This is a genomic window from Streptomyces sp. NPDC021093, from assembly GCF_044333135.1.
Classification (GTDB): Bacteria; Actinomycetota; Actinomycetes; order Streptomycetales; family Streptomycetaceae; genus Streptomyces.
This window is the reverse complement of the sequence record NZ_JBIRQJ010000012.1, coordinates 133,483-154,844: the sequence shown is the minus strand read 5'-3', so window position 1 is coordinate 154,844 and position 21,362 is coordinate 133,483. Positions and strand designations below refer to the sequence as shown.

The 21,362-nt window shown below is 70.5% G+C and carries 16 protein-coding genes; 2 read left to right on the top strand and 14 right to left on the bottom strand.

Annotated elements, in window-relative coordinates:
* Positions 1 to 41 precede the first annotated feature (41 nt).
* A complete protein-coding gene (locus tag ACH4SP_RS33365; protein ID WP_398420540.1) occupies positions 42 to 1,064 on the top strand; it encodes an LLM class flavin-dependent oxidoreductase in 1,023 nt (340 codons plus the stop codon).
* On the opposite strand, the gene ACH4SP_RS33360 is transcribed toward ACH4SP_RS33365, so the two are convergent.
* The 4 genes from ACH4SP_RS33360 to ACH4SP_RS33345 form a co-directional block, all read right to left on the bottom strand.
* On the bottom strand, positions 1,061 to 2,482 hold the full coding sequence (locus ACH4SP_RS33360) for a sugar porter family MFS transporter (RefSeq protein WP_398420538.1): 1,422 nt from the start codon (positions 2,480 to 2,482) through the stop codon (positions 1,061 to 1,063). The genes ACH4SP_RS33365 and ACH4SP_RS33360 overlap by 4 nt on opposite strands.
* Positions 2,483 to 2,735: 253 nt before the next feature.
* Complete coding sequence (smc, locus tag ACH4SP_RS33355; protein ID WP_398420536.1) at positions 2,736 to 6,287, bottom strand: chromosome segregation protein SMC; 3,552 nt, start codon at positions 6,285 to 6,287, stop codon at positions 2,736 to 2,738.
* Between the two features lie 207 nt (positions 6,288 to 6,494).
* Complete coding sequence (locus tag ACH4SP_RS33350; protein WP_266658765.1) at positions 6,495 to 6,716, bottom strand: hypothetical protein; 222 nt, start codon at positions 6,714 to 6,716, stop codon at positions 6,495 to 6,497.
* A gap of 429 nt (positions 6,717 to 7,145) precedes the next feature.
* Complete coding sequence (locus ACH4SP_RS33345) at positions 7,146 to 7,439, bottom strand: acylphosphatase (RefSeq protein WP_398420533.1); 294 nt, start codon at positions 7,437 to 7,439, stop codon at positions 7,146 to 7,148.
* Between the two features lie 134 nt (positions 7,440 to 7,573).
* Here ACH4SP_RS33345 and ACH4SP_RS33340 point away from each other — a divergent pair, with 134 nt between their 5' ends.
* Positions 7,574 to 8,497, top strand: a complete 924-nt coding sequence (locus tag ACH4SP_RS33340) for a CAP domain-containing protein (protein WP_398420531.1) — start codon at positions 7,574 to 7,576, stop codon at positions 8,495 to 8,497.
* A gap of 55 nt (positions 8,498 to 8,552) precedes the next feature.
* On the opposite strand, the gene mutM is transcribed toward ACH4SP_RS33340, so the two are convergent.
* The 10 genes from mutM to ACH4SP_RS33290 form a co-directional block, all read right to left on the bottom strand.
* Entirely contained in the window at positions 8,553 to 9,437 is an 885-nt protein-coding gene (gene mutM, locus ACH4SP_RS33335; protein ID WP_398420529.1) for a bifunctional DNA-formamidopyrimidine glycosylase/DNA-(apurinic or apyrimidinic site) lyase, read from the bottom strand.
* Between the two features lie 112 nt (positions 9,438 to 9,549).
* Positions 9,550 to 10,377, bottom strand: coding sequence for a ribonuclease III (gene rnc / locus ACH4SP_RS33330; protein WP_398420527.1), 828 nt, complete (start codon positions 10,375 to 10,377; stop codon positions 9,550 to 9,552).
* Between the two features lie 19 nt (positions 10,378 to 10,396).
* Positions 10,397 to 10,570 (bottom strand): 50S ribosomal protein L32, encoded by a 174-nt coding sequence (rpmF, locus tag ACH4SP_RS33325; protein WP_003965982.1) that lies wholly within the window; start codon positions 10,568 to 10,570, stop codon positions 10,397 to 10,399.
* Positions 10,571 to 10,572: 2 nt separating this feature from the next.
* Positions 10,573 to 11,277, bottom strand: a complete 705-nt coding sequence (locus ACH4SP_RS33320; RefSeq protein WP_398420525.1) for a YceD family protein — start codon at positions 11,275 to 11,277, stop codon at positions 10,573 to 10,575.
* A 108-nt stretch (positions 11,278 to 11,385) separates the two neighbouring features.
* Positions 11,386 to 12,540, bottom strand: a complete 1,155-nt coding sequence (locus ACH4SP_RS33315) for an ATP synthase F0 subunit B (RefSeq protein WP_398420524.1) — start codon at positions 12,538 to 12,540, stop codon at positions 11,386 to 11,388.
* Between the two features lie 91 nt (positions 12,541 to 12,631).
* Positions 12,632 to 13,132: a pantetheine-phosphate adenylyltransferase gene (gene coaD / locus ACH4SP_RS33310; RefSeq protein WP_398420522.1), complete on the bottom strand. Its 501-nt coding sequence runs from the start codon at positions 13,130 to 13,132 to the stop codon at positions 12,632 to 12,634.
* A 26-nt stretch (positions 13,133 to 13,158) separates the two neighbouring features.
* Entirely contained in the window at positions 13,159 to 13,743 is a 585-nt protein-coding gene (gene rsmD / locus ACH4SP_RS33305; RefSeq protein WP_398420520.1) for a 16S rRNA (guanine(966)-N(2))-methyltransferase RsmD, read from the bottom strand.
* A gap of 126 nt (positions 13,744 to 13,869) precedes the next feature.
* Positions 13,870 to 14,766 carry a hypothetical protein gene (locus ACH4SP_RS33300; protein ID WP_398420518.1) on the bottom strand — a complete coding sequence of 299 codons (897 nt, stop codon included), beginning with the start codon at positions 14,764 to 14,766 and terminating at the stop codon, positions 13,870 to 13,872.
* Positions 14,767 to 14,869: 103 nt separating this feature from the next.
* Positions 14,870 to 18,100 carry a helicase-related protein gene (locus ACH4SP_RS33295; RefSeq protein WP_398420516.1) on the bottom strand — a complete coding sequence of 1,077 codons (3,231 nt, stop codon included), beginning with the start codon at positions 18,098 to 18,100 and terminating at the stop codon, positions 14,870 to 14,872.
* 106 nt (positions 18,101 to 18,206) lie between these two features.
* Complete coding sequence (locus ACH4SP_RS33290) at positions 18,207 to 21,296, bottom strand: BTAD domain-containing putative transcriptional regulator (protein ID WP_398420514.1); 3,090 nt, start codon at positions 21,294 to 21,296, stop codon at positions 18,207 to 18,209.
* Positions 21,297 to 21,362 lie beyond the last annotated feature (66 nt).

Here is a 21,362-nt window from a genome sequence, read left to right as displayed (position 1 = left end):
CCCCTTCGCCATCCCACACCGGCGGAGGGGGACTTCGCGTCATGGCCCATTCAGTGGTCCGGTTCAACCTGGTCGAGCCCGATGCGACCCCCGCCTCTTTGAGGGCGCGGTACCGCGCCGCCCTGGAGATGGCCGCGTACGCCGACGAGCACGGCATCGACACGGTCCAGACCGAGGAGCACCACGGCGCCGCCAACGGCTGGCTGCCCTCCCCCTTCGCCTTCGCGGGCGCCGTCTTCGGCGCGACGGAGCGCATCGCCGTCACCGTCTCCGCGATCATCGGCCCGCTGTACGATCCGCTGCGCCTGGCCGAGGACATCGCCGTGCTCGACCTGCTGAGCGGCGGCCGCCTGGTCACGGTCGCAGGGATCGGCTACCGCCCCGAGGAGTACGAGCAGCTGGGCGCGGAGTGGGGCCGGCGCGGCAAGCTCCAGGACGAGCTCCTGGAGACGCTGCTCAAGGCCTGGTCGGGCGAGCCCTTCACCTTCCGGGGCCGGACCGTCCGCGTCACTCCGCGCCCGTACACCCAGCCGCATCCGATGCTCCTGGTCGGCGGCAGCTCCCGGGCGGCCGCCCGGCGTGCGGCCAGGCTCGGGCTGCCGTTCTTCCCGAGCGCGCACCTGCCGGAGCTGGCCGCGTACTACGAGGAGCAGTGCACGGCCCACGGCACCCGGGGCTTCTGCATGATGCCCGGCGCCGAGACCCCGCTGCTGCACCTCAGCGAGGACCCGGACCGCGCCTGGGCGACGTACGGCAAGCACTTCCTGCACGAGGCCAGGACGTACGCCTCCTGGCAGTCGAAGGACATCCGCTCGGCGGTACGTTCCACCGCGCGCACCGTCGAGGAGCTGCGCGCCGAGGGGGTCTACCGGATCCTCACGCCGGAGCAGTGCGCGGACCTGGACGCGCAGAGCCTCGTCCTGCACCCGCTGTGCGGCGGGATGCCGGTGGAGGAGGGCCGTAGCAGCCTCAGCCTCTTCGCAGAAAGGGCGCTGCCCCGGCTCAAGGAACGAGCCGGGGCAGCGGGTGGAGCGGGCGGAGCAGGTGAAGCGGGCCAGGACTAGCCCATCTCCTCCAGCCTCTTGCCCTTGGTCTCCTTCACGAACTTGAGCACGAAGGGGATCGAGAGGGCCGCGAAGAACGTGTAGATGACGTACGTCCCGGAGAGGTTCCAGCTCGCCAGGGACGGGAAGCTCGCCGTGATCGCCCAGTTGGCGATCCACTGGGCGGCCGCGGCCACACCGAGGGCCGCGGCGCGGATCCGGTTCGGGAACATCTCGCCGAGGAAGACCCAGACGACGACACCCCACGACAGGGCGAAGAAGAGCACGAAGACATGGGCGGCGATCAGGGCCACCATGCCCTGGGTGTCGGGCAGCTTGCCGTTCACCATGTCGGCGGAGAAGGCCCAGGCCTCGAAGGCGAGGGCGACCGTCATGCCGACGGAGCCGATCAGGGCGAGCGGCTTGCGGCCGATCCGGTCGACGAAGATCATCGCGATCACGGTGCCGACGATGTTGATGATCGACGTGGTGAACGAGTAGAAGAACGAGTCGCTCGGGTCGATGCCCACCGACTGCCACAGCGTCGCCGAGTAGTAGAAGGCGACGTTGATGCCGACCAGCTGCTGGAAGACGGAGAGGCCGATGCCGATCCAGACGATCGGCAGGAAGCCGAACCTGCTGCCCAGGAGGTCCTTGAAGGTCGACTTGTGGTCGCTGCGGATGCCCTGCTCGATCTCGGCGACCCGGGCGTCCAGGTCGATGTGCTCGCCCTCGACCTCGGCCAGGATCTTCTTGGCCTTCTCGGTCTTGCCGACGGAGATCAGGAAGCGGGGTGACTCGGGAATGGCGAAGGACAGCAGACCGTAGATCACGGCGGGGATGACCATCACGCCGAGCATGACCTGCCAGGCTTCGAGACCGGCGAAGACCTTGTGGCGGTCGTCGCCTCCGGCCCAGTTGAGGATGCCCCAGTTGACGAGCTGGGAGATCGCGATGCCGAGGACGATCGCGCCCTGCTGGAAGGAGCCGAGGCGCCCTCGGTAGGCGGGCGGGGCGACCTCCGCGATGTAGGCCGGGCCGATCACCGAGGCCATGCCGATCGCGATGCCGCCGAGGAAGCGCCACATGGTGAGGTCCCACAGCGCGAAGGGCAGTGCGGAACCGACGGCGCTGATGGTGAACAGCACGGCGGCGATCTGCATGACCCGGATGCGGCCGATCCGGTCGGCGATCCGGCCTGCGGTCGCGGCACCCACGGCACAACCGATCAGTGCGACGGCGATGACCTGCCCGAGGGCTCCGGAACCGATGTCGTACTTGGCACCGATGGCCTTGGTGGCGCCGTTGATCACCGAGCTGTCGTAGCCGAAGAGGAAGCCGCCCATCGCGGCCGCGGCCGTGATGAAGATGACATGGCCGAGGTGCTCCGGAGCGGCCTGCTGGCCTCCGGATGACGACGGTGTCGTGGTGCTGGTCACGTGAACTCCTGGGCCCGGCCGCGTTGCCGGGCATGTCCGTGGGGGGCAGGCACTTCAAGCGGACTACCAGTGGGTCACAACTCCGGGTCGCTCACCACTTGAAGCCTCTTGCAGCCGGTTGCTTCTACTTGAATCCAAAAGGGCTGGAGGAGATCGTAATCCTTCACCTTTTGAAGTCAATAGCAGGGCACCCCCATGGACCCAGGCAGCCCGAAATAGACCTGAAAAACCCGGAAAGGCGTGAATTCAGGACTTAGTGCAGCCGCTGGCTGATCACCTTCGAGACCCCGTCACCCTGCATCGATACGCCGTAGAGGGCGTCCGCCACCTCCATCGTGCGCTTCTGGTGCGTGATCACGATCAGCTGGGAGCTCTCCTGGAGTTCCTTCATGATCCGAATCAAGCGCTGGAGGTTGGTGTCGTCCAGCGCCGCCTCGACCTCGTCCATCACATAGAAGGGACTGGGCCTGGCCTTGAAGATCGACACCAGCAGCGCCACCGCCGTCAGCGACCGCTCCCCGCCCGACAGCAGCGAGAGCCGCTTGACCTTCTTGCCCGGAGGACGCGCCTCCACATCGACCCCGGTCGTGAGCATGTTCTCGGGATCGGTCAGGATCAGCCGCCCCTCGCCGCCCGGGAACAGCCGCGAGAAGACGCCCTCGAACTCCCGCGCCGTGTCCCGGTACGCCTCGGTGAAGACCTGCTCCACCCGCTCGTCGACCTCCTTGATCACCTGCATCAGGTCGGCCCTGGTCCGCTTGAGGTCCTCCAGCTGCTCGGAGAGGAACTGATGCCGCTCCTCCAGCGCCGCGAACTCCTCAAGAGCCAGCGGATTCACCTTTCCGAGCTGCTGATACGCCCGTTCGGCGGCCTTCAGCCGCTTCTCCTGCTCGGCGCGCACGAAGGAGCGGGGCAGGTTGCGGGGGTCCTCCGGGTCCTGCGGCAGCTCCTCCCCGTCGGCGGGCGGCGACGGCGGCACCGGCTGCGCGGGCCCGTACTCCGCCACCAGCGAGGCCGGTTCCACGCCCAGCTCCTCCAGGGCCCTGGTCTCCAACTGCTCGATCCGCAGCCGCTTCTCCGCTCCGAGCACCTCGCCCCGGTGCACCGAATCGGTCAGCTTGTCGAGCTCCTGCTTCAGCTCCCGGCCCCGGCCGCGCTCGGCGACCAGTTCCCGCTCCCGCCCTGCCTTCGCCGTCTCCGCCACCGACCGCTCCTCGCCGGCCCGTACGAGAGAGACCTCGGCGTGCGCGAGCAGCTGCCGGGCGCCCGCCGCCACGGCCGCCGCGACCTGCGCCTCGTACCGCATCCGGGCCCGTCGCTGCTCGGCCCGCGCCCGGGCCTCGCGCTCGGCGCGGGCGCCCCGGTCGAGCGATTCGGCCCGTCCGGCCAGGCCCTTGACCCGCTCCTCGTGGGTACGGACCTGGAGCCTGGCCTCCATCTCGGTCTGGCGCGCGTTCGCCCCGTCGGCCGCGAGCCGGTCCCGCTTCGAGGTGTCCGGCTCCTCCTCCACCGGGGCCTCCTCGGCGACCGCGAGCCGCTCCGCCAGCTCCTCGGCCTCCTCGGTGGCCCGCTCCAGCGCGTCCTGCGCCTTGGCGGCCGCGGCTGCCGACCGCTCGGCCTCGCCCGCGGCGCCGCGCGCCTGCCCGGCGAGCCGCCCCAGCTGCTGCGCGACCGCCGACCTCTCACGGTCCCCGGCCCGCCTCGTCTCCCCCAACTCCTCGACCAGTGCGGCGCATTGGGCCTTCCGCTCCCCGGCGGCCCGCTGCGTCACCGCCAGCTCCTCGCACCGAACGCCCAGCTCCGCGAGGGCCGCGTCGGCCTCGTCGACGGACGCCTGCACTTCGAGGAGGCTCGGCGCACCCGCCGAACCGCCCTGCGCGAAGTGCGCCCCCAGCACATCCCCCTCGGCCGTCACGGCGGTCAGCGCCGGGTGCGCGTAGACCAGGCCCTCGGCCTCCTCCAGCGAGTCCACCACGACGACACCGTGCAGCAGCCGCCGCACGGCCGGCATCACATCGTCGGGGCCCCGGACGAATTCGACGGCATACGGTGCGGGGGCCTGCGGCAGGGCGTCGAGAGCCCTCCCCTCCCCCGCGAGCAGCAGCGCCGCCCGCCCCGCGTCCTGCTTGCGCAGCAGCCGGATCGCCCCGGCGGCGGTCGCCGGGCCGGTCACCGCCACCGCGTCGGCAGCCGCACCGAGGGCGGCCGCCACCGGGACCTCGTAGCCCGGTGTGACCGTCAGCAGCTCGGCGGCCGGTCCGAGCAGCCCGGAGAGCCCCTCCCCCGCACCGAGCAGCGCACCCGTCCCGTCCTTGCGGCGCAGCCCGAGCGCGAGGGCCTCGCGGCGGGCGGAGGTCGCGGCACGGCTGCGCTCGACGGTCGTCAGCTCCTCCCGTACGGACGCCAACTCACGCTCGGCGTCGGCCAGTTCACGCTTCGCGTCCTCGTGCCGTACGGCCAGCTCCTCGTCGCCCGCGTCCAGCCCGTCCACCTCGGCCTTGAGCTGCTCGTACTCCTCCTGGGCCGTGACGGCACGTTCCTGCGCCGCGTCCCGGGACTCGGCGAGCCTGTCGATCTCGGCCTGGGCCGAACCCGCCCTGCCGCGGGCCGCGTTGACCTGCCCGTTCAGCCGGGCGAGACCCTCGCGGCGGTCGGCGATCGCCCGCGCCAGGTCCTTGAGCCGGCGCTCCTCCGCCGCCAGGTCCCGCTCCAGCTCGGCGCGGTGCTCGACGGTGTTCTCCAGGGCGTGCCGCGCCGCCTCCAGAGCGGCCTCCAGCTCGGCCTCCTGCTCGCGGATCCGGGCGGCCTCGCGCTCCATGTCCTCGGGGTCGCGGCCCCGCCGTTCCTCATCGGGAGCCGCGTTCGCGCTGGTCACCCGGGCGTCGGCGAGCGAAATGGTGCCGCGTACCCGCTCGGCGAACTGCGACAGCTCGTACCAGCTCTGCTGTGCCCGCTGGAGCCTCGGCGCGAGCCGCCGCACCTCCTCCTCCAGCTCGGCCTCGCGCTGCTGGGCGGCCTTGAGCTGCGCCTCGGCAGCCTCCTTGCGCTGTTTCAGCGCGGCCTCGTCGGCGATCTCCGCGCCGAGCGCCTCCTGGAGTGTGACGAGATCGTCGGCGAGCAGCCGCAGCCGGACGTCGCGGAGGTCGGCCTGGATGACGGCGGCCCGCCGGGCCACGGCCGCCTGTCGGCCCAACGGCTTGAGCTGGCGCCGGAGTTCACCGGTCAGGTCCTCCACCCGCGCCAGGTTCGCCTTCATCGACTCCAGCTTCCGCAGCGCCTTCTCCTTGCGCTTGCGGTGTTTGAGAACGCCCGCCGCCTCCTCGATGAAAGCGCGGCGGCCCATCGGATCGGCGTGCAGAACGGAATCGAGCTGGCCCTGCCCGACGATGACATGCATTTCCCGGCCGATACCGGAGTCGGAGAGGAGTTCCTGAATGTCGAGCAGCCGACAGGTGTCGCCGTTGATCTGGTATTCGCTGCCGCCGTTGCGGAACATGATCCGCGTAATGGTGACTTCGGCGTACTCAATGGGCAGCGCGCCGTCGGAATTGTCGATGGTGAGCGAGACTTCGGCCCGGCCGAGCGGGGGCCGCCCGGTCGTGCCGGCGAAGATGACGTCCTCCATCTTGCCGCCGCGCAACGACTTGGCGCCCTGCTCTCCCATGACCCAGGAGAGCGCGTCCACCACATTGGACTTGCCCGACCCGTTGGGCCCCACGACACAGGTGATGCCCGGCTCGAAGCGGAGCGTCGTGGCGGACGCGAATGACTTGAAACCTCGGAGGGTCATGGCCTTGAGATGCACGCAGCCGGACTCTACCGGGCTGTCGCGGTTTCACCGATGAACGTGCAGGGCACATCAGACGTTAAGAAAACGCGGTGCGACCGGGGGGTTGACCGAGGCCGAAGAGAGACCGAGGCCGAAGAAGGAAAGAAAGAAGGGACGCCGAAACGTCCCTTGCAGATCCGTGGAGACCGGCACAGGTGACGACCTGGGGCGGAAACAACTGAATCAGGTGAGCGCGGGCTCCGCGCGCGGGACGTCGATGTCGAAGTCCTCGTCGAGCAGAGAAGAATCTCCGCGGTGCTGAGCGGCGGCGGTGAGCGTGTCGTTCTCGTTCTGAATCCGGTTGAGCTCGGATTCAAGATCCTGAACACGCTGCTGAAGCCGTCGCATCTCGGCGAGGAGTCGCGGATCGGAGCCGCCGACGTAACCGAGAAGCGCCTTTGCCATGATGAGTGGTCCTCCACACTGAGTGACCGACCGAGAGCGGTGTGGGTCGTGAGGGAATCGCACCCGCGGTGCTTGGCAGTGATGTTTGTTTCACTGCGGTTCTCACTGGTTCTCGCTGCCAAACAGCTAAGGTGCGCGGGGATTCCAGAGTCTCACCAAAAAGTTTGACGGTCAACACGATCACACCCCGTATCAACGGGCAAACCCGGGGGCGTACTGCCGTGCCGCGACGAGCGCTGGCACCGGCGACGCATCTCCTGCGGGGCCCTGGGGGCGTAGAGATCATCCTCGTACGGGCAGCCTTCCACGGCAAGCCCAATCTGGCAACCACCAGGGCCTTTCCACGGAACGCACGCACCTGCCGCCTCGTGTACGAGCCTTCCGCGGCCCGTACGAGAGGCGGCGGGAAGCACCTCGGAGCCGGCCCGGTCAGCGGATCGCGAAGCCGGTGTAACCCCCACGCGGTGTGCCCCATATCTCAGTGACACCGTCGACCCGGCCGGGAGTGTCGCTGGAGCGCAGCCACTCAAGGAGCCGGTGGCAATTCTCACGCGGGCCCTCGGCCACCACCTGCACCCGGCCGTCGTCGAGGTTGAGGGCGAAGCCGGTGAGGCCGCCGATCTCCAGTGCGTTTGCCCTGGTGAACCAGCGAAAGCCCACTCCCTGTACTCGGCCGCGTACCCAGGCGGTGAGCCGCGCGTCCGCCCGTGCATCTTCGTTCATGCCTGCACGCTAACCGGCCAAATCCTCACGAGGCACTTCGCCCCCACCCGTCATGCCGTACAGTCCCGACCCAATGAGCCTCATCCATATGGGTGAACACATTGACCGTCGAGTTTTGAGGAAGGGCACAGCAGATGGGACGCCATCGACGCACTGCCGCCGGGCCCGCCGCAGAAGACTGCACGGACGCTCCGACAGGTGGTAACCGGGGCGCCGGCCGCCGGAAGAAGCGGGCCGTGCCCGTGCGGACCGGGCTGCTCGGAGTCTCAGCGGCCGTGGCCTTCGGGGCCGTGGCGGTTGCTTCCGGAATCCTTCCCGGCGGCGACAACTACACCCTCGGCAGCAGCGGGAACGGCTCCGGCGACCGCGTGACCGCGGGCGGTGCGGTGGACCTCAGGGCCCAGGGCGGTGCTTCGGCGAGCCCCACCGACCGTGCGTCCACCCCTGCCTCCGCGCGGGGCGGGGAGCGGCCCCAGGGTCCCTCGAAGACCCCCGCTCCCGCGCCTTCCACTCCGGCGGCCAAGGACCGGAAGCCTGTCGAGAATTCGCAGAAGCAGACGGTTGAGGACGCAAAGAAGGAGCCCGCCAAGGCTCCGGAGACCACCGCCCCTGAGCGCACCAGGAGCGCACCCCCGGCCGAGGCCCCTGCGCGGAAGAAGCCGGTGAAGGCCCCGGCCTCCGCGAACGACGCGGCCGCCGCCGTCCTCTCCCTGGTCAACCAGGAGCGCGCGAAGGCGGGCTGCAGCCCGGTCCGCCCGGACACCGGTCTGGCGACGCTGGCCGCGAACTTCAGCCGCGACATGGCCTCCCGCGGCTTCTTCGAGCACACCGACCCGGACGGCGCGACCCCGTGGGACCGTGCCGCGAAAGCGGGCATCAAGGACCTCGGCGGCGAGAACATCGCCCGCGGCCAGGCCGACGCCCAGGCGGTGATGGACGCCTGGATGAAGAGCGAGGGCCACCGCGCGAACATCCTGAACTGCGACTACACGACGCTGGGTGTCGGCGTGCACATGGGCGACGGCGGCCCGTGGTGGACGCAGGACTTCGGGTTCTAGCTCAGCCCACAGGCCGCATTCGGGTTCTGAGCCCTCCGCCGTTCCGCCGCAATGATCACGCCGTGATGCGCGGCGGTCGCTGGCAGCGCGGGCAGAAGTAGCTGGACCGGTTCATCCACGGGCGCCGCCGCATCGCGGTGCCGCACCGGCCGCACGGCTCGCCCTCGCGCCCGTACGCGTCGAGGGACCGGTCGAAGTACCCCGATTCGCCGTTCACGTTGACGTACAAGCTGTCGAAGCTGGTGCCGCCGACGGCGAGTGCCGCGTTCATCACGTCCCGTACGTGACCGAGCAGTTCGGTGGAGCGCGGCCGGGTCAGGTTCGCGGTCGGCCGGTCGTAGTGCAGTCGCGAACGCCAGAGGGCCTCGTCCGCGTAGATGTTGCCGACCCCGCTGATCAGCGACTGGTCGAGCAGCGCCCGCTTGATCGTCGTACGCCGCAGCCGCAGTGCCGTGTGGAAGGCCGCGTCGTCGAACGCCTCGTCCAGCGGGTCGCGCGCGATGTGCGCGATGACGTCGGGGAGGCCGTCGGGGGTGGTGTCGTGCAGCGAAAGGCCGCCGAAGGTCCGCTGGTCGACGAAGCGCAGCTCCGTACCGGGACCGCCCGCGGCGGAGCCGCTGATCGAATCCGTGAAGCGCAGCCTGACCCGCAGGTGCTTCTCGTCGGGCGCCGCCTCGGGCTGCACGAGCAGCTGCCCGCTCATCCCGAGGTGGCCGAGCACCGCCAGCGGCTCGCCCTCAAGAGGCAGCCAGAGGTACTTGCCGCGGCGTCGGGCCGTCCCGATGCGCTGTCCCCGCAGCCTCAGCGCGAAATCCGCACCGCCGGCGAGATGGCGGCGCACCGCGCGCGGGTGCAGCACCTCGACCTCGGCGACGGTCCGCCCGGCGACCCACCGCTCCAGTCCACGGCGTACGACTTCCACTTCGGGCAGCTCGGGCACGGCGGCACTCCTCGCGTGATGCGTGTGATGCGTCTCTTGCAGGGTCATATGCGTCCGGCCCCGGTGCCGCCCCTTGCGGGGGTGGTACCGGGGCCGGACGGACTGCTACGGGTCAGACGACCGACGACTTGCTGTCGTCCTCCGACTCGGAAGCCGGAGCCGCGGAGGCCTCCGGCTCGGCCGGTGGCGTCGGATTCTCGGCCTCGGCCTTCGCCGCTGCCTCGCGCTCCGCCGCAGCCGCGCTGATCGCGCGCCATGCGGACTCCGCCGCCTGCTGTTCCGCTTCCTTCTTGCTGCGGCCGGTGCCGGTGCCGTACGAGACACCACCGACGCGGGCGGCAGCAGTGAAGGTCTTCTCGTGGTCCGGGCCCGTCTCCGTGACCAGGTACTCGGGAACACCGAGCCCCTCGGCCGCGGTGAGCTCCTGGAGACTGGTCTTCCAGTCCAGACCGGCGCCGAGACTGGACGACTTTTCGATCAGTGGATCGAAGAGCCGGTGCACCAGCTCGGAAGCTGCCTCAAGACCTTGGTCGAGATAGACCGCGCCGATCACCGCTTCCAGGGTGTCGGCAAGGATGGATGCCTTGTCCCGGCCTCCCGTGCCCTCTTCGCCCCGGCCGAGCCGGATGAAGGAGCCGAGTTCGAGGCCGCGGCCCACTTCCGCCAGCGCACGAGAATTGACCACCGCGGCCCGGAGCTTGGCCAACTGGCCTTCCGGGAGGTCGGGGTGGGTGCGGTACAGCGTGTCCGTGACGACGAGGCCGAGCACGGAGTCCCCGAGGAACTCCAGACGCTCGTTCGTCGGCAGGCCGCCGTTCTCGTACGCGTACGAACGATGGGTCAGCGCACGCACCAGAAGGGCGGACTCGAGGTGATACCCGAGCCGCCCTTCCAGAAGCGTGTGAGACGAGGCATTGTCCGTCTTGTGTGACTCAGACATGGTGCCTCTCACCAGCCGCTCAGACCTCGAGGACCTGGCGCTTGTTGTACGTGCCGCAGCTCGGGCACGCAATGTGCTGGAGCTTCGGCTCCTGGCAGCGCTCGCACGACACCAGGGTGGGGACCGCAGCCTTCCACTGCGACCGGCGGTGGCGCGTGTTGCTGCGCGACATCTTCCGCTTCGGAACAGCCACGGCTACTTCTCCTGCTTCTCGTCGACGCCAGATTCAGCGTCGTTCACGTTGTCCTTCTCGTCGACCTGGCCGGTCTCGACGAGTCCCTGCAGCGCCGCCCAACGGATGTCGACGGCGTCATGGTGGTGGTCGGGGTTCTCGTTCAGGCTGGTCCCGCACTGCGAGCACAGCCCTGCACAGTCTTCCCGGCACACCGGCTGCATCGGCAGTGCAAGCACTACCGCGTCACGCAGCACCGGTTCGAGGTCGAACAAGCCGTCCTCAAGAAAAAGCGTGTCCTCGTCGTCCTCGGCGTCGTCGCCCGGTTCCGCTTTTGCACGGCCCCGGTCGTCGGCGTCAGGGTACGAGAACATCTCCTGGAAGTCCGCCTTGACGTCAAGTCGCACCGGCTCCAGACACCTTACGCACTCCCCCTCGGCCGTGGCACGGGCGGTGCCTGTGACAAGCACCCCTTCCATGACGGATTCGAGGCGGAGCCTGATCTCCAAGGGCGCACCTTCCGGTACGCCGATGACCCCTTCGACACCGAAGTCCTTGGGGGCCTCCGCGGAGCGGGTCAGCCGCTGGAGCGCACCGGGACGCCGGCCCAGCTCGTGTGTGTCGAACACGAGGGGGTTGCGGTGGTCGAGGTGCGTACTCAGGGGACTTCCTGCTTTCGGATTGCTGTGGAGAAGGGCCGCCGTAACGTCGCAGGACGTAAGGTCCATGGCGAATCGGGCAGCCGAAATCGCAGACGTGGTCCGCGACGAATGGCCAGGATACTGGACGCTTCGCCCTGGGCCCAATCCGGTCCCGGCGACCCTGGTCGCAGGGGCCTAGCGGCCCTGCTCGTACTCGCGCAGCTGGTCGAGATTGATCATGCTCGTGTCGAACATGCTGGTCTCGTCGAGGGCGCCCTGCTGCGACGGCTGGGACTGGTGGGCCTGCTGGGTCTGGTGGGGCTGGTGCTGAGGCATCTGGGGCTGCTGCGGCTGGGACTGCTGCTGTACGGGCTGGCCGTACTGGTCGTAGCCCTGCTGCGGGTAGGAGGCCGCGTACGGGTCCTGCTGGTAGCCGTACGGATCCTGCTGCTGGCCGTACGAGGCCGCGTAGGCGTCCTGCGGCTGGGCCTGGGGCTGGACGGCCTGCGGCTGGGCCTGGGGCTGCTGGCCGTACTGCGCCGCGTACGGGTCGTACGGCTGCTGGGCCGGGATCTGGGGCTGGACCTGCGGGGACTCCGGGGCCCTGGCCGGGGACGCGGGCTGCGGCTCCGCGAGGTCGGCGAGGAAGTCGGCGTCGCTGCCGCGCAGCTGCGAGTGGTCCAGGCCGTCCTGCTCCGCCATGTGCATGCCGAGCTCGTCGGACGCCACCCGGCCGTGCAGCTTCTGGCGGCCCTTGCCGACCGCTTCGAGGGTCTTGGCGAGGACGGCCTCGAAGGCGCCCAGCTTGGTGTCGACGTACTCGTCGGCGCGGTGCAGCAGAGTGGAGGGGTCCGGGCTGTAGTCCGGGGCGTCCTCGTCCGTGTAGCCCTGCTCGTCGAGGCCGGGGCCCCGGCCGAGCAGCTTCTCGCGGCCGCGGCCGACCGAGCCGATGGTCTTGGTGAGGACGACCTCGAAGTTCGCGAGCTTGGAGTCGACGTACTCGTCGGCCTCCGCGCGGATCTCCTCGGCGTCCTGGCGGGCCTCCGCGAGAATGCGGTCGGCCTCGGCCTGGGAGCGGCGGGCGACCTCGGTGTCGGAGATCAGGTCGCCGCGCTGGGCCTGGGCGGACTCGATGATCCGCTCCGCCTCCTGGCGGGCCTGCTCGACCACCTGCTCGCGGCCGCCGATCAGCTCCTGGGCCTGGGCCAGCGAGCCGGGCAGTGCCTGCCGTACCTCTTCGAGCATGTCGAGCAGGTCGGCGCGGTTGACCACGCACGAGGCCGACATGGGCATCGAACGGGCGTTGCCGATCGCCTGGACGATCTCATCGAGCTTGTTCTGCACGTCCACCGTGTGCTCGCCACTCTCTCGGCCTGGTTTGGAGACGGACGGGACGACTGTAAGGCCAGTCGCCTCCCGTCCGACACCGGGTGACGGTCTGTCAGTTCCCCCGCGCTTCGACGCGCTTCTCCGCGAGGCGCTTCGTCAGCTCCTCGTGGACGTTCTCCGGCAGCAGGTGGGCGACATCACCGCCCCAGGCGGCGACCTCCTTGACCAGGCTGGAGGAGAGGAAGCTGTAGGTGGGGTTGGTCGGTATGAACAGGGTCTCGACGCCCGAGAGGCCGTTGTTCATCTGGGCCATCTGCAACTCGTAGTCGAAGTCGCTGACGGCGCGCAGACCCTTGACGATCGCGGGGATGTCGCGGTCCTTGCAGAAGTCGACCAGAAGGCCGTGGTGGGACTCCACCACGATGTTCCCGTAGTCGGCGGTGGCCGCCCTGATCAGCTCCATCCGCTCCTCCACGGAGAAGAGGCCCTGCTTCGACTGATTGATCATCACCGCGACGTGCACCACGTCGTACAGCCTGGAGGCTCGGCCGATGATGTCGAGGTGTCCGTTGGTGATGGGGTCGAACGACCCGGGACAGACTGCTCGGCGCATCTGTGGTCCCTGTCTCTCCGGTCCGGTCATCGTGCGTCTTCGCACGGTGAGGCGGCGCGACCGTACCAAAGCGTTCCTTCGCCGTAGCGACGGGCCCGCAGTGGCTCGAATCCCTTGGGCCAGTTGAATTCTCCGCCCCTCGTACTGCGTTCCACGGTGGCCAGGGCGTCCTCGGCGAGCCAGCCCTGGGCGTGGAGTGTGAGGAGAATCTCGCGAAGATCGTCGTCGGTGACGGCGTACGGGGGGTCCAGGAAGACGATGTCGTACGGCTCGGCGGGCGCCGGGCCCGTCACGACCTGCTCCGCCTTGGCCGCGCGGACCTCGGCGCCGGGCAGGCCCAGGGTCCGGACGTTGTCCCGGATCGTACGGACGGCCTTCTGGTCGGCCTCGACGAGCAGGGCGTGCACCCCGCCGCGGGACAGCGCTTCGAGGCCGACGGCGCCGGACCCCGCGTACAGATCGGCGATCCGGATGCCTTCGAGGGTGCCGAGGAGCGCCTCCCAGGTGGAGAACAGGCCCTCGCGCGCACGGTCGGAGGTGGGGCGGGTGCCGTCGCCCGGCGGGACGGCCAGACGTCGTCCGCCGGCGGTACCTGCGATCACGCGGGTCATCTGCTCAAGTCCTTGGTCGGTACGGGCTGCCTACCGGGCCAGTCTCTCAGCTCGCCGTCGGACCGGCAGGCGTCGGCCCCGGCCGCACGGGTGGGGTGCGACCGGGGCCGGTGGGGCGGGTGGGGTTCAGCTCTTGACGAGCTGCAGCACGCCGGTCTTCCCCGCCGTAGTGGTGCCGCCGTAGAACGGGTCGTCCGCCATCACGCTGGCGACCGCCTCGATCTTGCCCTGCTGGAACGGGGTGGTTCCCGTGGGCACCACCGTGAGGGTCCAGGGGACCGGTGCTCCGGGCACGCAGGCCACGGTGTCACCGGCCGCACCGCGGATGATGACCTTGTTCTTCACCTGGGTGAGGTCGACGTAGATGTGGGTCTCGCTCGGCACGTTGCAGCTCACCGCGCCGTGCACGGTGGCCTTGCCGTTCAGGGCGTTGGCCTGCCCCTTGGGGGCCACGTCGATACCGACGGCCAGTTCGGCGGGCGGGGGCGGGTTGGTGACGTGGAACTCGCCCCGGGAGGCGGCCTCGCCGCCCCCGCAGTGGTACTCGAAGGCGACGTCCAGCTTCTCGACGTACTCGCGGGGGCCGAGGACGAGCTCCTTGATCTCGAAGGTGCCGGTGGCGCCGTCGAAGCAGGCGCGGCCGTTCCCGTACAGCTCCATGTGGGGGTTGCCCTTGGCGCCGGCGGTGTACTTGCCCGGCTTGAGGGCCTCGTCGGCCTGGAACCGGAGGGTCCAGGTGGAGCTGTCGGCGGCTTCGACCCGGAGATAGAGAGAGCTGCCGGTCTCGCTGCCCGCCGCCTGGACGGTGTCCTTGTTCGCGGTGGAGTACGCGTACGACCGGCCCTGGCTGATGAAGTCACCCTCGTCGCCCGAGAAGCTGAACGACCCCGTGTCGTTCGGACTGGCCTGTGCCGTGCCCGCTGTGGCGAGCGCGCCGGAGACCAGGGCCAGGGTCAGGCCGAGGGCGGCGGCGGCGCGTCCGAGCGTACGTCTGCCGGTGCTGTGGGTGGTGCCGCTGTTCATCGTGCCCCTCAAGGATTCGGAGATGTCGCGGTGATCCTGTGCACCTCCCGTGCGCGCGTCAACCTCATTGCCATAAGGGGCAGTTGGGGCAGGCGGCGCACAATCAGCCCTTGTCCAAGTACTCCTCCCGCTCCTTGTCCAGCAGCGCGTCCAGCGCCGTCCGCAGCTCCGGCAGCCGCTCCAGTTCGGGGTCGTCGGCGACGATCCGGACGGCCTCCTCGCGGGCGGCGGCGATGACCTCCTCGTCCTCGATGACGGCCAGGACGCGCAGCGAGGAGCGGACTCCGGACTGGGCCTGGCCGAGGACGTCTCCCTCGCGGCGCTGTTCGAGGTCGATGCGGGACAGCTCGAAGCCGTCGAGGGTGGCGGCCACGGCAGCCAGCCGGGCCCTGGCAGGGCTGGCCTCGTGCATCTCGCTGACCAGGAGGCACAGGCCGGGTGCCGAGCCTCGTCCGACCCGGCCGCGCAGCTGGTGCAGCTGGGAGACGCCGAACCGGTCCGCGTCCATGATCACCATGGCGGTGGCGTTGGGGACGTTGACCCCGACCTCGATGACGGTGGTGGCGACCAGGACGTCGACCTCGCCCGCGGAGAAGCGGCGCATCACGTCGTCCTTGTCGTCGGGCTGCATGCGTCCGTGCAGGACTTCCACGCGCAGCCCGGCGAGCGGTCCCGCACGGAGCTGCTCGGCGATCTCCAGGACGGCGAGCGGGGGCCGCTTCTCGGGATCCTCCGCGTCCTCGGCCGCCTTCTTGGACTTCTTCTTGGGCTCGTCCTCGCCGTCGCCGATGCGCGGGCAGACGACGTACGCCTGGTGCCCGTTCTCCACCTCCTCCCGGACGCGCTCCCAGGCGCGGGCCAGGAAGTGGGGCTTGTCCTTGGCGGGGACGACATGGGTGGCGATCGGCGAGCGCCCGGCGGGGAGCTGGTCCAGGACGGAGGTCTCCAGATCGCCGAAGACGGTCATGGCGACGGTGCGCGGGATGGGCGTGGCCGTCATGACGAGGAGGTGCGGGGGCTGCTTGCCCTTGGAGCGGAGCGCGTCGCGCTGCTCGACGCCGAACCTGTGCTGTTCGTCGACGACGACCAGGCCGAGGTCGTGGAACTGGACCTTGTCCTCGATCAGCGCGTGCGTGCCGATGACGAGTCCTGCCTCGCCCGTGACCAGGTCGAGGAGGGCCTGGCGCCGGGCGGGCATCCCCATCGACCCGGTGAGCAGCACCGCTTTGGTGCCGAGCGAGGAGCCACCGAGCATGCCGCCCTCCGCAAGATCGCCCATCATCTCGGTGATGGACCTGTGGTGCTGCTGGGCGAGCACCTCGGTGGGCGCGAGCATGGCGGCCTGCCCGCCCGCGTCGACGACGGCGAGCATGGCGCGCAGGGCGACCATGGTGTTGTGGGTGACGGTGAAGTGGTCCGTCACGTATGCGTGGCTCGGATGGGCAACGCTGATGCACTGCACCTCTTTGCGGCCGACGTACTCGACCGCGCGGATTCCCCGCCGGAAGGTGTTGTACTTCGGCCTGCCCGTCATCCGTTGCGCCTTCCGCTCCAATCGGAAGGGCGGGCAGTGGTCGGGCAGGGCCACGGACACGTTGTACGCGGCCTTCTTCGGAAGAACCCTCGCTCTCCCGCCGAGGGACCGTACGAGCCACGCGACGTCGTCAGCCAGCCGCCGGGAAGCGGAACAGAACGAAGCGGTCATGCCGTTGGCCTGCACCGTGCCATCGGTGTCCATCAGGCCCTGTAGGACCGCCAAGCGGTTCTTGATCGACGTTTCCTTGAATTCCATCGGGACGAATTTGTCGTGCGCGGAAGCCCCCCACAGGCCAAGGACCCGAAGCTCGGCAATGACGGGATTGCGACGTGTCCCGCCCCTCGGCCCCGCCATACGGATGGTGAAGTCACAGCCGGATCCCGGGACCTGGCGCAGCTCGCACTCCGGGGCCACTGTGGATCGGACCGCGGCAATGAGTTCGTCGTCGACAGAACTGAAGCGCAGGTTGTGACGGAACGACCCGTCTCCGAGAAGGAGACCGAAAAGGTACGGATCGAGGGGAAGGGGTTGGTCACCTCCCAAATCCACCGGAGCCGCCACGGGGAGGTACCACTTCGAGCTCCCGTTGGCCTTGTACGTGTCCGACCTGATTTCGCGAGTGGTCATGACCTTGGGGGCCTGCCCCCGGTCCCAGGCGCAGCTCGTACCGACGATCCAGAGATGTTCGTCGTCACACTCCACAGAAGTGCCGTCGGAGAGCTGGATCTGCCATACGTCCCGTTCTCCCTGGGGGAAGACTCCGTCCAGTACCGCGACCTCGCCCGACGGCGCCACGACTTCGTCCCCGACGGCCAGGTCTCCCATTCGTCGGAACCCTTGTGGCGTCAGCACCAGCGAGTCGAGCGGCTGGGCCTTCCCCGATCCGACCTCGCCCTGGAGGAGCCGGTGCATCGGGTGCTCGGTGGCGAGGTCGTCGAAGATCTCCTTCGACACCTTCCGCTGGCCGTCGGTGAGGGTGAAGGGGAGCTTGGCGTCGAAGGCGTCGAGCAGGCCGTCGGGGACGGGCTTACGGGCGACGGCGGGCAGCTGGGTCTCGGCGAACCGGCGTCTGGCGAGGGCGACTTGGAGGACGAATGCCTCGTCCCACTTCAGCCGGTCGCGGGCCTCGGCGATCTCCGCCTTCGTACGCGGCCGGTGGATCTTGCGGAAGGCGTCGGGAAGCTCGACGAGGCCCCGGCCCTCGCGGAGTGCGGTGGGCAGCGGGTCGACGATCTCGGCCCACTCGGTCGCCTCCATGGAGGCCAGGACGAGGTCGACGGTCTTGGCGATCTTCCAGCTCTCCATCTGGGCGCAGGCCGGATAGAGCGGGATCAGCTGGTTCGCCCAGGCCGCGACGGCGTCCTCGCCCGCGTCCTTGCCGAGCATCTCGTACGCCGGGTGGGAGAGCTGGCGGATGTTGCGGAAGACGCCGACCTTGCCGGAGAACATGCCTTTGCGGCCCGGCAGCAGTTCCTTCTGGTGGTGGTAGATCGCCTTGCCGAAGAAGACCAGCTGGAGGCGGCCGCTGCCGTCGGTGAGGGTGACTTCGAGGCGCTGGCCCTTGCCGTTGTTGAAGCGCAGGACGCGGGCGTCGGCCACCTGGGCGACGACGGTGGCGTGCTCGTCGAGCGGGAGGTCGGCGAGCTGGGTGAGCTCGCCGCGCTCGGCGTACCGCCGGGGGTAGTGGTGCAGCAGGTCACCGACCGTGTGCAGGTCGAGGTGCTCGGCCATCACCTTCGCGGTGGTGCCGCCGAGTGTCTTCTTGAGTGATTCGTCGAGCGAGGGCACGAGATCCATTGGACACCATCCCTCTGACAACGCCCGCGCCCTGTGGAAAACCCCGCGGACACCTCACCCGCAGACCCCTCACCACAGGCCCTCACGTGGCTCCTCACCCAGGCCCTCAAGCGCGGGCCCGGCGCCCCCGCTCGTACGCCGCCCCGTACTCGGCGCCCGACAGCGCGCCCCGGGCCGTCTCCCGCGTCCGTACGACATCCCGGTCGCCCAGCAGCGCCGTGCCCCGCAGCCCTTCCGCCTCGCCCAGCAGCTCCGCCGCCCGCAGCGGATCTGCCGCAGCCGCCCGCGCCTCGGCGATCTCGGCGAGCAGCAGCCTTCCCGGGGTCTCCTCCGCCAGCGCCGCCGCCTGCTCGAACCACTCCAGGGCCTGTGCCCCGTCCCCCTCCGCCGACGCCGTGCGACCAAGACCGAGGAACACCCGCAGCGTCTCCCCCGTCCCGAACCAGTCCGCCGAGCCCCCTTCGAGCGCCGCCTCGTAGTGCACGCGCGCGCGTGCCGTGTCCCCGGACAGGCGGGCCGCGTCACCGAGCCCGCGCACCGCACCCGCAGCCTTGTCCAGCAGGCCGATGGAGCGTGCCAGCTCCGCCGACCTGGTGAACAGGGCGACCGCTTCCGCCTGTTGGCCCGCGTGCAGCAGCACGTGGGCCCGCCGCAGCAGCATGTCGGCGGTCTCCTCTGGCGCTCTGAGCTCCTGTACGAGGCCGAGTGCCTCGCCGAGCAGGGCCAGCGCCCGGTCGGTGTCCCCGCGCCAGTGCGCGAACATGGCCAGCGGGTCGAGCGCGTTGGCGATGCCCCACCGGTCGCCGGTCGCGCGGAACCCGTCGAGCGAGGCGGCGAACCCCTCCTCGGCCGGTCCCGGCCGTCCCTCGAAGAGGTGCTGGTAGGCGCGGCCCATCCGCAGCAGCGCGGCCGCCCACGGACTGCTGTTCCCGTACGCCTGCGCCGCCTCCGTCGACTGAGCACCGGTCTGCGGGCCCGCCGCGAGCGACCACAGCGTCAGGGCGTGCGGCATCCGCAGCCGTCCGACCAGGCCCGCCATCAGGGTGTCGGCGCGGGCGATCAGCGCCTCGTCCGCAGCGCCGCCGTCCGTCCCCTCCCGGTGGCCGACGGCGGCCAGGAGGCACAGCGCGTACTCCTCCAGGAGTCCCTCGGGCGGCTCGTCCCCGGCCCGCGCCAGCAGTTCCCGGGCCGCGGCCGCCAGTTCGCCCGCCCGGCCGCGCAGCGGTGCGTACCAGGACAGGCAGGCCAGCAGCCTCAAAGAGGCGGCGGTGCTGCCGTGGTGCAGTGCGGTCAGGAGGTTGGTGTGCTCGGCGTCGAGACGGTCCAGCCAGCGGAGCTGGTCCCCGCCGCGCAGCAGGGGCTCGGCGGTCTCGGCCGTCGCGAGGAAGTACGCCACGTGGGCGTCCCGGAACTCCCGTTCCGCGTCGCCCAGTTGTGCGGCGCAGAACGCCCGGACGGTCTCCAGCATCCGGTACCGGCCGTCGACGGCCGTCACGAAGGACTTCTCGACGAGCGAGGCCAGCAGGCCGTCCGCGTCGTCGACCCCGCAGACCCGTTCCACCGCGTCCAGCGTCGCGCCCCCGGCGAACACGGTCAGCCGCCGTGCCAGTTCCCGCTCCGCCTCGTCGAGCAGCTCCCAGCTCCACTCCACGACCGCGCCCAGGGTGCGGTGCCTGGCCTCCTTCGTACGGTCGCCGCGCGACAGCAGCCGGAAGCGGTCGTCGCCGCCGCGGCCGAGCCGGTCGTCGAGCCGGTCCGCGATCTCGCCGACGGAGAGGGTGCGCAGCCGGGCCGCCGCCAGTTCGAGGGCGAGCGGCAGTCCGTCCAGAGCGGCGCAGATGTGCTCCACGCGCGCGTGGCCTTCGTCCCCCGGCCGGAGTGCGAGGCCGGGGCGGACCGCCGCCGCCCGGTCCAGGAAGAGCCGCACCGCCGCCGGGGCGCCCAGGGGTTCCACCGCCACCAGGGTCTCCCCGGTGATGCCGAGCCCTTCGCGGCTCGTCGCCAGGATCCATATGTCAGGACAAACCCCGAGGAGCAGTGCGCTCAGCCCGGCCACCTCGTCGACCAGGTGCTCGCAGTTGTCGAGCAGGAGCAGCAGCCGGCGCCCCTCGAACGCGGCCAGCGCGGACAGCAGCCGGTCCGTCGCGTCCCCCGGCCCGAGTCCCGTGCCCGGCCCCGTCCGTTCCCGGAAGCCGCCGCCCCTTACGCCGAGCGCTCCCAGCACGGCGTACGGCAGCCGTGCCGCGTCCGGCACCGGTGCCAGCTCGGCGTAGCAGACCTCGCCCGGCCAGCGCTCCGCCGCCTCCACCGCGAGCCGCGTCTTGCCCGCCCCGCCGGGTCCGGTGAGGGTCACCAGGCGCGAGGAGGCAAGGAGCTCACCGAGGCGCTCCAGCTCCCGGGTACGGCCCACGAAGCTGGTGAGCCGGGCGGGCACGGGGCGCGGTACGGCGGCCGCTGCCGGGCGCAGGAGTTCCAGGTGGAGGGCGGCCAGCTCGGGCGAAGGATCGGAGCCCAGGGCTTCGGCGAGGGCCCGCCGGGCGTCCTCGTACACGGCCAGGGCCTCCGCGGGCCTGCCGGCCGCCCGCAGCGCCCGCATCAGCAGCCCGTACAGCCGCTCCCGCAGCGGATGCACGGCGACGAGTTCGCGCAGCTCAGGTACGAGCCAGGACCCCGGCCCCGCGCCGCCGCCCAGCTCCGCCTCCGCCAGGTCCTCCCGTACGCCCAGCCGCATCGCGTCCAGCCGGTCCGCCTCCGCGTGTGCGAACGGCACCGACGCCAGGTCGGCCAGGGCGGGCCCCCGCCACAGACCGAGCGCCTCGCGCAGCAGTTCCGCGGCCCTGCCGTGCTCGCCCGTGCCCAGCGCCTCGCGTCCCGCCCGCGCCGCCGCCTCAAAGAGGTGCACGTCCACCGTGTCCGGGGCGACATCGAGGCGGTAGCCGGCGGGCAGCGACTCGATGCCCGCGCCGAGCGTCCCGAGCCGCCGCCGCAGCCGGGAAACCTGCGACTGGAGGGCGTTCGCCGCGCGGGTGGGCGGCTCGTCCCCGTACAGCCCCTCAAGCAGCCGCTCCGTGCCGACCGTGCGGCCCGCGTCCAGCAGCAGCAGGGCGAGCAGGGAACGCGGCCGTTCGCCGCCGGGGTCGAGGGCCTCTCCGTCGTCGGTACGTATCTCCATGGGGCCCAGCAGTCCGAAGCGCACCCGCCGATTCTGCTGGACAGAGGGGGTGCGGAGGGGGGTCTGGGGCTACGTAACCGTTTCCGGGCA

Bases quoted from the DNA above. Each gene is read 5' to 3' on its own strand.
- ACH4SP_RS33365 (WP_398420540.1), top strand. From the start codon at position 42: ATGGCCCATTCAGTGGTCCGGTTCAACCTGGTCGAGCCCGATGCGACC.
- ACH4SP_RS33350 (WP_266658765.1), bottom strand. From the start codon at position 6,716: ATGGCAAAGGCGCTTCTCGGTTACGTCGGCGGCTCCGATCCGCGACTC.
- ACH4SP_RS33345 (WP_398420533.1), bottom strand. From the start codon at position 7,439: ATGAACGAAGATGCACGGGCGGACGCGCGGCTCACCGCCTGGGTACGC.
- ACH4SP_RS33340 (WP_398420531.1), top strand. From the start codon at position 7,574: ATGGGACGCCATCGACGCACTGCCGCCGGGCCCGCCGCAGAAGACTGC.
- rnc (WP_398420527.1), bottom strand. From the start codon at position 10,377: ATGTCTGAGTCACACAAGACGGACAATGCCTCGTCTCACACGCTTCTG.
- ACH4SP_RS33320 (WP_398420525.1), bottom strand. From the start codon at position 11,277: ATGGACCTTACGTCCTGCGACGTTACGGCGGCCCTTCTCCACAGCAAT.
- coaD (WP_398420522.1), bottom strand. From the start codon at position 13,132: ATGCGCCGAGCAGTCTGTCCCGGGTCGTTCGACCCCATCACCAACGGA.
- rsmD (WP_398420520.1), bottom strand. From the start codon at position 13,743: ATGACCCGCGTGATCGCAGGTACCGCCGGCGGACGACGTCTGGCCGTC.
- ACH4SP_RS33300 (WP_398420518.1), bottom strand. From the start codon at position 14,766: ATGAACAGCGGCACCACCCACAGCACCGGCAGACGTACGCTCGGACGC.
- ACH4SP_RS33295 (WP_398420516.1), bottom strand. From the start codon at position 18,100: ATGGATCTCGTGCCCTCGCTCGACGAATCACTCAAGAAGACACTCGGC.